We start from the raw sequence: 12485 nt of genomic DNA on the forward strand, positions 1-12485 counted from the left end.
GCTGGACCGGCACATGCACCACCTGCCACCAGCCCCTCCCTGCCAGAACACGTTCGACACCAAGAGCGAGACAGACCTAACGGAGTCCTACTAGGACTCTGGTGACGAGGACTTCACCCGTCATTGTGTTGAGTACCTCCGGGCCGTCTCTGGGCCGTCCGACGGTGCTCAACGACAACCAACGCTGACAACCGTCGACGGCTAAGTCGCAGGTCGCAGCGTTGATCGGTTGCAGGGGTGCAGGTCGGAGACCCCGTCCCGCACTTCTTCGGCTACTGGGTGTATCCGACTGCTCTCGACTCACCCTCGTTATCGTCAGTGAGGCCCCTCCGCGCCACTCCTATCCACCGCCGACTTTTGTGCGCCGTAGTCCGGTTGCTGGTCAGTCGTGCAGGACCGGGAAGTTGGGATGGAGATAGCGCCAATCCAGCGCCATGTTGCGTAGGGCTTGGATGACCGCACTCGGCAGCTCGCCGGCAGCCACGAGTTCCTCGTTCAGGTGCTCGCTGCCGCCGCGGAGGCGTCCTGCGCCGGTCGGCTCGCCGAGAAGGTCGGTGCTGAGTGTGTTCTCTAGCCACGGATCCCCCTGCACGCCGGAAGCAATGTGCAGTTCGATGGGCGGCGTGGGAATCGACGCAGTGCCGAGCAGCTCCAGGGTGAGCGTGGGCAGGGCGTGCCGGATCAGCGCGCGTACGGCCTCGTAGCACGCTTGTACCCACAAGTCGTTTGCGATCTTCCTGCCACCGGTCCAGAGAAGCAGGTCGAAGAGCACGTCCAGGCTGCTGCCGCCGTTGGGCAGGGTGGCACTGCACTCCAGGCGTATGCCCGCCTGATGTGGAACCGGGAACGAGATGGCCGGCCGCGAGCCGGACGTGACGACCGTTCCCGTGCTCGGGATCGATCGTCCATGGCTGCTGGTCCTGGTGGGACCCTACCCGCTGCACAAGCGCGTGCAGCCGCTCTGGCAGCTTGTACGCGCCTGTGAGACTGGGCGCGCTTAGCGACCGCATGAGGACGTCGACCGTTGTGCCGTGCAGCTGAAGACGGGCGGCCTCCCTTCGCAGTGGCCGGGAAACCGCGGCACGGATGACTAGGTCGGGCGGCGCCGCAGCCCTCTGGAAGCGTGTGGCCGAGCGGTGGTCAGGCAGGAAGCGCGGGTCACCGGTGTAGGCAAGCACCGGATCGGCGGCCTGCTGGAAGAGTGCGTACACGAGGCGACGGTCAGCGGGAATGTTGCGGCCGTCCAGACGGACTCGGACGACTCCCTGGTGAAACAGCGGTCGGGGCACGCTGCCCGGGTCAATCCGCACTACGAGAAGGAGCCGGTCGTCCACAGTGACCGGGATGACATCCGGCGTCCAGCCAGGCGGGTCGAAGGTGGTCGCCATCTTGCTGACCAGCCTGTCTTTGTCGATCGCCTTGACCCCGACCAGTTCCCCGGGCAGGTTCTTGTGCTTAGGGTGGGCGTCAACGCCGATGAGGACGATGCCACCGTAACTGTTAGCCATGGCTGCGACGGTGTCGGACACTGCATCGACATTACGTTTGTAGTCGAGGGTGAAACTCTCTTCCAGCTCCAGCGCCAGGAAGCCGCGGACCATCTCGCTGTTGATCAACTCGACGGGGGCGCTAAACGGGGAATGTGCGAGATTCGGCCTGGTCATCAGCATGGCGTTCCTGCACCCTTTGGCGCACACGGTTTCTTTACATCGGCGACTGAGAATGGAACGCCCTTCAGCGCTTCAGTGCTGGCCTCTGTTCGCGCGTGCGACTCTCTGCCCCACCGCTTGCGGCCGACTGCCAGATCGGAACTGAGCTGACGTCCGCCGATCCCGCGCACCGGAGCCGCACCAGGTGAGTGTCTAACTGCGTGACAACGCCGACGAACATCGGCGGACGAACACGAACGCGTGCGGACCGTCAACACAGGTCGGAGGTACGACCGCCCAAGGTAGAAGCCCCACGCAAGTTGCTTCGGGACGAAGAGGTCGCTGGCTCATTCGCTGCTTCACCAGCCACGAAGCCCTCCTGCTATGTCGGTAACCAGCTGGCAGTCCCTGCCGATCAACCCACTACTGAAAAGTCGAGGGCCGTTGCCAGTACTGGTCGACAAAGATGGACCCGTGGCCTTCATCAATGTTCAGGGCGGAGCCGCAGCCGGACCGTATCGGTGTCCCTGCTGTGGCTTCATCACCCTCGCCGAACGCGGAGCGTACGCGATCTGCCGTGTCTGCTTTTGGGAGGACGACGGCCAGGACGAACACGACGCGAGCGAGGTCCGAGGCGGCCCGAACCGAGGCTTGAGCCTTCGAGAGGCCCGCCGGAATTACCAGGAGATCGGCGCATGCGACAAGCGCTGTACCCGCTTCGTACGTGCCCCACTGCCCCACGAGCATCCCGACGGCGGCACGCCGTACGGCACGGGGACCAGCCGCACGCGTCCCTGAGAACCGACCGCACAACATTCATCTCCGCACAACAAGGGCACCAGATCAGGCGGGGAACAGAGCGTCGTACACGCCCAGGAGCACGGGCCGGTGCCCGTCAAGGTCGCCGAAGGCGTGCTGCGCGTCCAGGGCTCCGTGCCACAACTTCCCCGAGGCCTTGTCCTCGGGCGCGGCCGCCAGGCGCAGCCAGGCGGGCCCTCCGGCGGCGGTGCGGGCCGGAGCTCCTAGAGTGCGTCCGGCCCACCCCCAGAACTCCGAGCCAGGCTCCGTCCGGACGTCCAGGGCCCGGGCGGCGCTGGCGTGGTGGGCGCGCATGCACTGTTCGGTGTCCGGGTCAGGGGGAGGCGAGTACAGCGGTGATCGGTGGCATTCCAGGCTGCTTGCGTCTGCACAAGGTCGTCGGGGAGGTCGGTCGCGCCCACACCCGCATTAGGTCGCTTGTTTGAATTGCGTGGCACTTCGGACTCGTCTGGACCGCCCCCGTGGTCGGGGCGCGGGCCCTGCATGGTCGGGCCTATGGTCGGTCAGCCGACGGTCGGTGCAGCCTTCCTCGGGGCGAGCGCAGCCTCCAGTCGGGCCAGCCTCTCGTAGAGAGCGCGGACCAGACGGGCGCGGTTCTGGACGCAGCGCACGGTGCCTCCAGCTTCGCGGGCAGCCGGCCTTCCGCCTCGCAGGACGACGTCGGCGAGCGCCCGGGGTCCGTTGTCCTTGGGCAGCTGGTTCGCGCAGCGCCGGACGTCGGAGGCGACCGCGCGGGCGTGGCCGGTCAGCTGGAGGCCGATCTGCTCGTAGTCGCGGATCGCGAGCGTGTCCTCGCCGGTCCAGGCGCGGACGGCCTTGACGAGGCTCTCGTACGGCTCGCGGTCGAGCGGGAGCTCCGCCTCGATCAGCCCGTCGGGGTCGTACAGGACCGAGTAGCTGCTGGTGTGCATGGCGGGCCTCGCTGCCGGGGCGTCTTCGCGCGGGTGGTCGGCGGTCACCGCTGAGGGTCCTCGCTGCCGTCGGCTCCGTCGTCCCGGTCCTCGGTCCACTGGGCGAGGAACCGGGTGAAGCCCTGGTCTGCTCGGGCCAGCAGGGCCGGGGAGGGGGCGCCGTGGGTGTGCAGTTGAAGGCCGCGGCGCTCTGGGGCTGGGGTGGTGGAGTCGGTGTGTGAGGGTGAGGGGGCGCTTCTGGTGGGACTGTGGCTGCTGCCCATCGTCGGCTAGTCCGCTTCGTGGGTAGGTTCGATCCCCGTGTGGTCGTGGTCTTTGCCGGTGCGGGTGGGGTCGGCGGCGTGGATGAGTTGGCGGAGCCCGCCGGAGTAGACCTGGTGGTCGACCATGGCGGGCAGGATGGCGGCGAGGTGGCCGGTCAGCACCGGGAACTCCTCGGGGTCGAGCGGGGCCAGCGCCCGCCGGGTGGCGGCCTGGGCGGACTTCGGGTCGCGGTGGTCGACGAAGCTCGCGCTGCCCAGGGTGAGCAGGTAAAGCCGCCGGTAGCAGGTGATCGCCTCCGCGGCGGTCATACCGGCCGTAAGAGAGTCGGCGAGCTGCGGCTCGACCAGGCGCTTCAGCAGTTGCGGGCCGAGCCAGGGCCGGCCGCCTCGCAGGGCGACCAGGCCCGGATGGGCCGTCAGTAGCTCGTACAGCGCGGTGAAGCGGATCTCGGAGGCGGTCGCCCAGTCGGTGCCGGGCGGGATCTCGGGCAGGTGGGCGGCGAGTTGGTCGGTCACCAGGTCCAGCAGGCCGGCCAGGTCGGTGCAGCGGCGCTGGAGCGAGGCGACAGAGATGTCCAGCGCGGAGGCGAGGGTGCGGAAGCTGAGTGCGCCAGGGCCTTGCTGATCCACGATCAACAGGGCTGTCTCGGCGATGCGTTCGGGAGTCGCGAGGTCCAGGGAAGCGGATTGCCGTGGCATGTGAGTCAGCGTACGGTACGGCGTATCGTCACGGTAGGCTTCCATCTCGTTACGGAGGCGCCATGCCTCGCACCACGGCGCTCGACCCGCTGTCCACCGCCGTGAACACTGCGGCCTTCACCGACCGGCACCTGGCCAACCTCGCGGCCGGCTCCCTCGCTGCCGTCCGAGTTCCCGGCTTCCTCGACCGGCAGACCTGTGCCAGCGCGCTGGCCGCGCTGGACCGGCTGCCCACAGCCGACCACGACCCGGCCCGGGTGCCGACCCCGATCCTCCGCTTCGGCCCGGCGCTCAACGACTACCGCGTCCAGCAGGACGGCCGACTGGACGCCGAGCGGTACTGGCGCGACGCCGAGGCGGCCCGGGCGGCCTGGCACCGGGCAGGGATGCGCCCGCACCCGATCACCGTCTCGCTGGCTCGGCTCGGCTCCGCCTCGGGCGCCGCCGGCACCGCGGCCACCATCGGCGGAAGGGCGGTCTTCGGCGGAACCCTGCGCGAAATCAACGCCGGGGCCCTGGTCCACTACGACTCGATCACCCGGGAGTTCTCCGCCGGGCTCTTCGACCAAGAGGTCGTCGCGCAGCTCGCGTTCAACGTCTGGGTGGCCGTCCCCGCCGCCGGCGGGACGACCACCGTGTGGCGCCACCGCTGGGAGCCGACCGACGAACAGCACCGCCAGGCGTACGGCTACCAGCCCCAGACCGTCGAGCACTGCCAGCGGGTCAGCCTGCGGCCGGAGCTCGGCGACGGGCTGCTGTTCAACCCGGCCGACTTCCACGCGGTCGAGCCCTGCCCCGGACAGCGGCGGATCGCCTTCGCCCTCTTCCTGGCACTCACCACCACCGGCCAGCTCATCGCCTGGTCCTGACCCTCTCCCACAGCAGGAGCAACAACGTGCACCAGCTCACGTACGGCGACATCAAGGCAGCAACCGACCGGATCGCCGGACGCATCCGCCCCGTCACCCTCGCCCCCGTCGACCCCGGCGCTATCCGCACTGCACACCGTGACCCCCCGGACGACCGCGAGCCACAGGACTGCGAGGTATGGCTCGCGCTGGAGTACATGCAACACACCGGCTCCTTCAAAGCCCGCGGTGCCCAGAACTTCATCCAGGCCCACCGCGAGGCCGGCACCCTCCCGGAGGCGGGGGTGAGCATCGCCTCCGGCGGCAACGCCGGACTCGCGTGCGCGTGGGCGGCCCAGCAACAGGGCGTGCGGGCCACGGTGTTCCTCCCGGCCACCGCCCCGGAGGTCAAGGTCGCCAAGCTCCGCGGCTACGGCGCGGACGTGCGCCTGGTGGGCTCGGAGTACGCCGAAGCGCTCACCGCCTGCGAGAACTTCACGGCCGCGACCGGTGCACTCCCCTCCCACGCCTACGACCACCCCCTGATCGCCGCCGGGGCCGGCACCCTGCTGCAGGAGATCCGCACCCAGATCCCGGGCCTGGACACCGTGGTGGTCGCCGTCGGCGGCGGCGGCCTGTTCGCCGGCATCGCCACCGCCGCCCAGCACCACGGCATCCGCACCGTCGCCGTGGAACCGGAGAACTGCCGCGCCCTCAACGCCGCCCTCGAGGCCGGCCACCTCGTCGACGTCACCGTGGACTCCGTCGCCGCCGACTCCCTCGGCGCCCGCCGCACCTCCGCCATGGCACTGCACGCCGCCCAGCAGGAAGGCGTGCACTCCGTGCTCGTATCGGACAGCGAAATCATCCGGGCCCGCCAGGCACTGTGGGACCACCGCCGCATCGCCGTGGAGCACGGAGCGGCAACCGCGCTCGCCGCCCTCACAGCCGCGCCGCACCATGTACCCGACCGCGACCTGCTCACCAGGCCGTCCCGCAACTACCGCCCCGCCAATGGCGAGAAGGTCGCCGTCGTGCTGTGCGGAGCGAACACGGACCCCGCACAGCTCACCTGGCAAACCTCCGAGCACTGACCCACCAGCCCGAATGGAGAAGCCCCGTTCCTGGCACAGCAGGAACGGGGCTTCTCACTGAACTGCGGCCCGGCCCCTGAGCAAGTCCCCTCGTGCGAAGAGGTCGGCCCGGCCCGCGCAAGCCGTCAGCGGCCCGCAGGTTCCGGGTAGCGCTGGCGGCGCCGGTCCGGGTCGTCGATGCCTGCCGGCGGGGGCGGCTGTCTCCTCAGCGGGCAGCGGTCAGTTCCTCGTCGCGGTCGACGGCACCGGTGTCAGAAGGCCCCGCGCCTGGACGGCGGGGAGGGACAGGGTGCGATAGCCCACGCTCTCGAACAGGACGGTGATCCTGTTCCCCTCCTCGCTCATCACCTCGCCCTCGCCCCACGTCCTGTGTCCCACCCGCGTCCCGGGCGGGAAGGCGCCGTCGGACGCCACGGGCCCGAGCGGCTCAGGACCCGTACCGGACAGGATGTCCTCCGTCCGCAGGGGGGCCTCCTGCAACTCCTTCGTACGGGCGCAGGTGTCGCAGCCCGCGCAGTCTCCTTCCGCCAGGCTCTGGCCGAAGTATCCGAGCATGTGCCTGCGGCGGCAGCCGTTCGTCTCGGCGTACGCCCGCATCATCTCCACCCGGGAACGCTCCAGATCGACACGGGCGGAGGCGATGCGCACCGCCTCGCGGACGCAGGCGTCCCGCCGCGCCCCGGGCACGGCCGCGATGGCACCGCGCTTGCGCGTCGTCACGGCTCCGGCCTCCTCCAGCAGGTGCAGCATCGACGTCAGCGGGGTCGGAGACAGCCCGGTCCGTTCGCGCAGATCGGTCGCCGTGACCGGTTCCGGGTGCTCGCGCACCGCGTCGATCAGTCCGCCCAGTACCTCCGGGTCGGGGGGTGTGCCCGTCCGGAACCGCTGCACGCCGAGGTCCTCGGGCCGGTAGGCGAGGATCGCCGTCGACGCCTCTCCGTCGCGGCCCGCCCGGCCGATCTCCTGGTAGTACGTGTCGAGGGAACCGGGCACCGACGCGTGCAGCACGAAGCGGATGTTCGGCTTGTCGATGCCCATCCCGAACGCGGAGGTGGCGACGACCACGTCGAGTTCGCCGTCCCGGAAGCGATCGTGTGTGCGGGAGCGTTCGGCCGCCGCCAGCCCCGCGTGATAGGCGGCGCTGTCGAATCCGAGCGCCGACAGCTCCCGGGCGTACTCCTCCGCCTCCCGCCGTGTTCCCGCGTAGACGATGCCCGGTTTGGCCTCCGCCGCGGCCCGCTCCACCACCCACCGGCGCTTGCCCGCGTTCTCCCGGTGCCGTACGACCTCCAGACTGATGTTGCGGCGGTCGAACCCCGCGACCACCTGGTGCGTCTCGCGCATGCCGAGGCGCTCCACGATGTCGGCCCGCACGGGGGCCGCCGCGCTGGCGGTGAGGGCCAGGAGGGGAGGCCGGCCGATGCGTTCGCGGACATGGCACAGGGACAGGTAGTCGGGACGGAAGTCGTATCCCCAGGAGGACACGCAGTGCGCCTCGTCGACTACCATCAACGCGGGGCCGGCCGCGGCGATCTGCTCCACCACCTCGTCCTTCGCGAGCTGCTCGGGCGAGACGAACAGGAAGTCCAGGCGGCCTTCGCGTACGCGCTCCCACACCGCCTCGTTGTCCCGCGGGCGCTGGGCTGAGTTGACGGCCGAGGCATCGGATCCCTCGATGCGGGCGAGATGGGCGACCTGGTCCCGCTGGAGGGCGATCAGGGGCGAGACCACGACGGTCGGCCCGTTCAGCAGCACCCCCGGCACCTGGTACACGGCGGACTTCCCGGCGCCGGTCGGCATCACCACGATGGTGTCGCGTCCCTCCATCACGGCTGTCATGGCGTCGAGCTGGGAGGGGCGCAGTCGCTCCCAGCCGAACACCTCGCGGGCGCAGCGGCGCAGACGTCTCCTGAGTGACCTGGCCTTGAAGTATCCGACCTTGGCACGCATGGCACTCCTGACGCCGTTCTCCGGTGAGTTCAGCGCTCGTGTACCCCCGAAAGGGACGGGAAACGGTCCGCTCGGGAGGAGTTGCAATTCCTCGGAAGGTACGGTTCCCCGGCCGTCGGCGGGAGACCGGGCCCGGTCAGGCGCGTACAGATGAACGTACCCGGGAAGGACCGCGTTGCGAGCTCGGCGGAGTGATCAAGAACGTCATCGCCCTCGCGGTCAGCCTCGCCGGGGGCTGGGCATGGGCGACAACTCTCGTGCCCTGCTCGTCACCCGCGGCCTCGCGGAGACCGCGCGTCTCGGCCAGGCGATGGGCGCCGACCCGCTGACCTTCTCCGGCCTCGCCGGGGTCGGCGACCTCATAGCCACCTGCTCCTCGCCGCTGTCCCGGAACCGAACCTTCGGCGAGCACCTCGGGCAGGACATGAGCGTGGAGGAAGCCACGACGGCGACGGGGCAGACAGCTGGCCAGAGGGTTGTGACGGCCCATCCGTGATGGCTATGGCTGGAGGAGTACGCGGGCTCTGAGCAGGGTGAAGGCGGCCACGAGCAGTACCTGTTCGAGTGGTTCGCGGTTCGTCGACGATTTCGCCGTCGCGGTCGACTCGGTGGACCTGTTCGTCGCGTCACCCGGACACCGGTTCGAGCGCCGTGGCCGAGCAGGTCCTGCTCGGCCACGGCCGCGTTCGCATGAAGACGGGCGACGCATGAAGTACCGGAAATCGGCGTGCCGGCCGGTCGGTACCTCAACAGTGGGCCAGAGGGGCATCCTGTCGCGGATGGGAAGTGGAGTCGGTTGAACTGGATGCGGAGGTTCTTGGACGGCTTCAGGCTACCGTTCGGAGGTTCCCGAGCTGGGGAAGTGGTGCTTGCCCAGGGTTGTAGTGCGTACGCGGAAGGTGCCGTCGGGGGCCGTTTCGGAGCGATCCCGGATAGTCCCGGCGATCGTGCCGGGCCACTTGGTCGTGCTGGACCAGACCGCCTCCGCGAAGTCGGCACCGTCGGTGCGGGTTCCACTCAGGTCGGCCCCGACCAGGTCCGCGCCGCGCAGCCGGGCTCCGACCAGCTTGGCCCCTCTGAGGCACGCTCCGGTCAGCTCGGCTCCGGCCAGGTCCGCGTGGGTGAGGTCGGCGCCCGTCAGCTTCGCGTTGTACAGAAAGGCCAGAGTGAGCCTGGCCCTGATCATCTGGGCCTGGGAAAAGTCCGCGGCGAAGAGATGGGCGCAGGTCAGGTCGGCTTCGGTGAGGATGGCCTTGGTCAGGTCGGCCTCACTCAGGTCAGCGGAGGTCAGCTGGGCCCGCAGGAGCTTCGCGCCGCGCAGGTCCGCCTTGTCCAGGGCGACATCGGTGAGGTCGGAGTCGGTCAGGTCGGCCCCCGTCAACTTCGTCCCCGAGAGCAGGGCGCCAGTCAGGTTCGTACAGGTCAGGCGGGCACCGGACAGATTCGCGTCCACCAGATAGACGTCTGCCAGGTTCGCGCCGGTTAGGATCGCGCCGGTCACGTCCGCGCCCACGGTGTTCGCTCCCGACAGGTTCGCGCCCTTCAGCCTGGCTCCCGACAGGTTCGCCTGCGTCAGCCGTGTCCGGGTCAGGTCGGTCCGGCTCAGGTCGGCGCCCGTCAGGATCGCTTTCGTGAGGTCGGCCCGGCTGAGATCCGTTCCGGCGAGGCTCACGCCCACGAGATCGATACGGTGCAGCTGCGCGCCTGACAGGGAAACGGCTGTGCCGGACTTCAACGCACTCCTGAGGCCGGCCCGCCCGACGGGTCTGGCGGGCCGGAAGGCCCGCGTCTCCTTGCCGTGGCCGACGTCGCCGGCGCGGAGCGGCCGGAACGCCGGGGCGGCATCGCAGAAGGCGATCAACAACCTTTGAAGGAAAGGAGGTTGACTCTTCTCCTTGGACTTGTAGGGCTCGGGCGACCAGCCGTGCAGGCGGTACACGTCATCGAAGAGCTGCTCCGAATCGTCCCGCATCCGGTCGGCCAGCCCGATGGGCCAGACGGTCTCCGAGGTCCACCGCGCCCCGGCCAGGTTCGCGCCCGTCAGCCCCGCGCCGCTCAGGTCGGCACCCGTCAGGTCGGCACGTTCAAGACACGCCTCGGTCAGGTCGGCACTGGTGAGGTTCGCCCGGATGAGCACCGCCCCGCCCAGGTCCGCTCCGCGCAGCCGTGCTCCCGCGAGGTCCGCGTCCAGCAGGTCCGCGTGCGTCAGGTCCGCTCCGGTCAGGTCGGCCTCTGTAAGCCGTGCCCGGACCAGCATCGCCGAGCCCAGCTCCGCTTGGTCCAGGCGAGCCCGCGTCAGGTCGGCGCCGATCAGATTCGCCACATAGAAGAAGCTCCGGGACAGGTTCGCCTCCCGAAGGCACACGCCTGGCAGCGTGCCCAGTTGCGCGTAGACCCAGGGCAGATCTACCCCGGTCAGGTCCGCCCCGCTGAGGTGGGCGCCTTTCAGGTTGACCGGCCGGGCCACCTCTTGCGCGCGGATGCGCCGGGCCAGTTCGTCGGCCCACGGGTACGGTCCGTCGGCGGCCACGGGAGGGTGACCGGGCGCCGTGTACCAGTACCGGCGGTCGGTCAGCCGTATTTCCGTTCCCTCGTCCAGGGCATCGGGTACCAGGATCCGGAGCACGAGCCGGCCGGCCGGCTTGAACACGATCGGGGCGACGACTCCCAGGACCAGCGCGATAAGGGACCTGACCGCATTCGCCGCCCCCGCCGTGCCGGCCCAAGTCGCCGCCGTACAGCCGACCGCCGCACCCAGGAGCGCGTGCAGGCACAGGCCTGCGACGAGGGCTCCGACGCCGGGCCCGTCGGGGTAGTCCCACCGCCCGTACCGGTGCGTGAACGGGTCTTCGTCGCGCAGGAGAGCAGCCCGGACGATGAGACATCTGTACAGGGCGGCGCCGACCAGCCCCCACACCGCATAGGACCACATGAGGTAACGATATGGGTCGGGCGTCGATCACCAACAGGGCCATTCCACAGGCTGGTTGACGCCTCACCGGGATGACGGACCGGGGTTGCTCCACGGCGCCCGGGCCGGCCGCGACGGGTCGCTCCCGATAGCGTGGTCTGACCGGCGCCGTCCACGAGGCGGATCTCACCGCGTGGAACGGACGCGCCATCGCCGTGCAGGGCCTCGAACGAGCATCAGGTCTCATACCGCTCTCTCGCAGCGGGTGGTTGGGCAGGGCTGACGTCCAGAACCGTCACGCCCAGCACGTGCATCGGCTCGACGCCGACCTCCAGCAGCACCCGCGTCATGATGAACGAGGAGCCGGAGCACGTGTGTTCCTCCCCGTGGGCCCTCCAGCGGATTCGGCTGGGCACCCACAGCGTGTCGTCAACCTGATAGGCCAGAGGTCTGCCGAGCCGGCCGTCAAAGGCCAGGAGCCCCGTGCCGGGCACCGGGAAGTCCGGGGCGAAAGGCCGCGCAGGCCCCGTGATCACGGCCCGCACCTGCTGCACAACCGACTCCGATCGCACCAGAAGGTCCAGGCCCTGGGCACTTACCGTCACTTTGGTACCCCATCGCTTCAACAGCGCGGGAATGCCGTCCTTAATCAGACCCAGGAAAAGTGACCTGTCCGTGCCCAGACGCTGTTCTGCTTCTGCACGCAGATCGGGGTGAAACGCGGAGCGCGCGGCGAAGTCCTGGTTACCAGAGAGAAACCAGAGCATCTGGTTCCGGTCTTCGAAAGCGGCGAGCAGGGTCAGCCAGACCACGGTGTCCCGGATGCTGTGGGCTTCGGCCTTGCCGACGTCTCCGTCGACCGATGCCGCTCGGGCGGGGAGACGGCGTTCGGTCACTCGGTCCAAGGCCTCCTCCGCGGCGCCTTCGGGCGTCGGCAGGATCGTGAAGAACGCGTGGAGAGCCTCACGCCAGCGGCAGGCAGCGTCTTCCGATGAACGCCCTGTCAGCTGCTGGGCCTCGAAGTGGCGGTGCGCGAGGTACTCGATCGCCACCGTCTGGGGCACCGCGAGGGTGTGCCCGTGCAGGTCGGCCGTCGTGTGCAGCATCCTGAACACGCCCCCGTCAGGGAAGCCGGCCAGTTCAAGCTGGTCGGTGTCGAGGACGATTAGTGCTCCTCGGTCCGTGTCCGGCAGATATGGGTTGGACATACGTCCCATCGACCAGATCCCCTTCCCTGCCGCAGTCGCGGCCCGTTCTCCACCCGGCCCTGCCATAGGACGAAGCCGGTGTCCTCCGCAGCGTCGAACGCGTGGGCAAGGTCGCCGCCGACGGCGGTCAGGA

Annotated in this window: 11 protein-coding genes and 2 pseudogenes; 4 read left to right on the forward strand and 9 right to left on the reverse strand. The window is 69.5% G+C overall.

Annotation, left to right across the window (positions count from 1 at the left end; all coding sequences use genetic code 11):
- Window positions 1-382: 382 nt before the first annotated feature.
- Both ACZ4AA_RS36770 and ACZ4AA_RS36775 read right to left on the reverse strand, forming a co-directional pair.
- Window positions 383-772 (reverse strand): hypothetical protein, encoded by a 390-nt coding sequence (locus ACZ4AA_RS36770; protein ID WP_467612619.1) that lies wholly within the window; start codon window positions 770-772, stop codon window positions 383-385.
- A 511-nt stretch (window positions 773-1283) separates the two neighbouring features.
- A pseudogene (locus tag ACZ4AA_RS36775) lies at window positions 1284-1670 on the reverse strand (AlbA family DNA-binding domain-containing protein); the annotation flags it as partial.
- 363 nt (window positions 1671-2033) lie between these two features.
- On the opposite strand from ACZ4AA_RS36775, the gene ACZ4AA_RS36780 reads away from it, so the two are divergent.
- Window positions 2034-2447 carry a CPCC family cysteine-rich protein gene (locus tag ACZ4AA_RS36780; RefSeq protein WP_467612526.1) on the forward strand — a complete coding sequence of 138 codons (414 nt, stop codon included), beginning with the start codon at window positions 2034-2036 and terminating at the stop codon, window positions 2445-2447.
- 45 nt (window positions 2448-2492) lie between these two features.
- Here ACZ4AA_RS36780 and ACZ4AA_RS36785 read toward each other — a convergent pair whose 3' ends face one another.
- From ACZ4AA_RS36785 to ACZ4AA_RS36800, 4 genes are all read right to left on the reverse strand, one after another.
- Window positions 2493-2762, reverse strand: a complete 270-nt coding sequence (locus tag ACZ4AA_RS36785) for a hypothetical protein (protein ID WP_467612529.1) — start codon at window positions 2760-2762, stop codon at window positions 2493-2495.
- A 209-nt stretch (window positions 2763-2971) separates the two neighbouring features.
- Window positions 2972-3379: a restriction endonuclease gene (locus ACZ4AA_RS36790; RefSeq protein ID WP_467612532.1), complete on the reverse strand. Its 408-nt coding sequence runs from the start codon at window positions 3377-3379 to the stop codon at window positions 2972-2974.
- 44 nt (window positions 3380-3423) lie between these two features.
- Window positions 3424-3642 carry a hypothetical protein gene (locus tag ACZ4AA_RS36795; protein ID WP_467612534.1) on the reverse strand — a complete coding sequence of 73 codons (219 nt, stop codon included), beginning with the start codon at window positions 3640-3642 and terminating at the stop codon, window positions 3424-3426.
- Window positions 3643-3648: 6 nt separating this feature from the next.
- The gene (locus tag ACZ4AA_RS36800) at window positions 3649-4341 is read right to left on the reverse strand and encodes a TetR/AcrR family transcriptional regulator (RefSeq protein ID WP_467612537.1); all 693 of its coding nucleotides are present in this window, start codon (window positions 4339-4341) and stop codon (window positions 3649-3651) included.
- A 62-nt stretch (window positions 4342-4403) separates the two neighbouring features.
- Between ACZ4AA_RS36800 and ACZ4AA_RS36805 the strand changes: the two genes are divergently transcribed.
- Window positions 4404-5210 carry a 2OG-Fe(II)-dependent halogenase WelO5 family protein gene (locus ACZ4AA_RS36805; RefSeq protein ID WP_467612540.1) on the forward strand — a complete coding sequence of 269 codons (807 nt, stop codon included), beginning with the start codon at window positions 4404-4406 and terminating at the stop codon, window positions 5208-5210.
- A gap of 26 nt (window positions 5211-5236) precedes the next feature.
- Window positions 5237-6283 (forward strand): threonine/serine dehydratase, encoded by a 1047-nt coding sequence (locus ACZ4AA_RS36810; RefSeq protein WP_467612543.1) that lies wholly within the window; start codon window positions 5237-5239, stop codon window positions 6281-6283.
- 219 nt (window positions 6284-6502) lie between these two features.
- On the opposite strand, the gene ACZ4AA_RS36815 is transcribed toward ACZ4AA_RS36810, so the two are convergent.
- A complete protein-coding gene (locus ACZ4AA_RS36815; protein ID WP_467612546.1) occupies window positions 6503-8233 on the reverse strand; it encodes a RecQ family ATP-dependent DNA helicase in 1731 nt (576 codons plus the stop codon).
- 176 nt (window positions 8234-8409) lie between these two features.
- Here ACZ4AA_RS36815 and ACZ4AA_RS36820 point away from each other — a divergent pair.
- Window positions 8410-8699, forward strand: a pseudogene (locus ACZ4AA_RS36820) (NAD(P)H-dependent glycerol-3-phosphate dehydrogenase); the annotation flags it as partial.
- Between the two features lie 366 nt (window positions 8700-9065).
- On the opposite strand, the gene ACZ4AA_RS36825 reads toward ACZ4AA_RS36820, so the two are convergent.
- Both ACZ4AA_RS36825 and ACZ4AA_RS36830 read right to left on the reverse strand, forming a co-directional pair.
- Window positions 9066-11165 carry a pentapeptide repeat-containing protein gene (locus ACZ4AA_RS36825; protein ID WP_467612549.1) on the reverse strand — a complete coding sequence of 700 codons (2100 nt, stop codon included), beginning with the start codon at window positions 11163-11165 and terminating at the stop codon, window positions 9066-9068.
- Between the two features lie 215 nt (window positions 11166-11380).
- Entirely contained in the window at window positions 11381-12352 is a 972-nt protein-coding gene (locus ACZ4AA_RS36830) for a PIN domain-containing protein (RefSeq protein ID WP_467612552.1), read from the reverse strand.
- Between the last annotated feature and the right edge of the window lie 133 nt (window positions 12353-12485).

This window comes from Streptomyces sp. NPDC024698 (genome assembly GCF_055559015.1).